Genomic DNA, 943 nt, shown 5'->3' with positions numbered 1-943 from the left:
CGGCTGCCGCTGGATCATCTTTGGTACGCAGCCACTCGTCGGGCGAGATTTCGACATAGACCATTCTATCATCAAAGATCGTCGTCTGTTCATGGGCATGCGTATCAGCAATCAAGTATAATCTTGGTACTTTCACCCGGATAACGAGCGCTTTCATGCCTTCAGGTAGGTGATCACGCTCAAAAAAGATCTGTCGTTCGCTAGGTGGTTGCACCATGGGAAACCTCGCTAAATTTCTACAGAGCGAATTTGTACGACTCTGCCCGGTCGGTTGGCGTTGCCAAACCGAGCAACGGCTCCTCGCGCCAGCGTTTGACCAACAGATGGGCTACGCTTCGCGGGTTGATCTCCTCTTATACCGCGAGGATGGAACACGTCAACTCTGGATCGAATTCGAGGTGAGTCGTGCCGATCCGGTGGCCAATCATGCCAAGTTCTCCGTCGCGCACCTCTTTCAGCCCCAACTTGAGAGCGACACCTTTGTCTCGATGATTAGCCCACGGGTTGACTATGGCCGCGCCAATCTCGCCGGAAATATGATCACGTTGATGCGTAAGATCGGTATGCAAGCCTTTCAGATGCCTCTTGTACCCTACCTTAGTGCTCCAGCGATCAATGCGCTCAACAAGCTCTCGCAGGCAGAACTTATGACCCACAGTGAGATTGAAGCGCAACGCGAACTTGAGCGCATCTTTGCCATCGTTGAGCCAGCCTTCACCGTCGAAACGCAGCGCATTCACTTTGCCAGTAACCTGCTTGAAGTGATGCTCAACATTCGCACCTGGAACGCCGAGATCAACCAAGCGGCACACAGCGCACGTTGGGGCAAGCGTACCATCTCCTACTTTGTCTTTGATCCCATCACGCACCTCTTTGCCCCTTCAAAGTTCTGTGCCTACGTTGCGCTCAAAGCCGCTACAACCACTGAACATGCTACCAGCAG

The 943-nt window shown here is 53.1% G+C and carries 2 protein-coding genes; one reads left to right on the top strand and one right to left on the bottom strand.

Features of this window, described 5'->3' with window-relative positions; genetic code table 11:
• Nucleotides 1-217: hypothetical protein (locus CJ255_RS22125; protein ID WP_133117027.1), on the bottom strand; the 217-nt coding region annotated here is incomplete at its 3' end.
• Between CJ255_RS22125 and CJ255_RS22120 the strand changes: the two genes are divergently transcribed.
• A partial coding sequence (locus CJ255_RS22120; RefSeq protein WP_097646215.1) for a hypothetical protein occupies nucleotides 216-943 on the top strand: 728 nt, incomplete at its 3' end. The genes CJ255_RS22125 and CJ255_RS22120 overlap by 2 nt on opposite strands.

Source organism: Candidatus Viridilinea mediisalina (genome assembly GCF_002532535.1).
GTDB lineage: Bacteria > Chloroflexota > Chloroflexia > Chloroflexales > Chloroflexaceae > Viridilinea > Viridilinea mediisalina.
The sequence above is the reverse complement of the archived record's forward strand: the minus strand, read 5'-3'. Positions and strand labels throughout refer to the sequence as shown.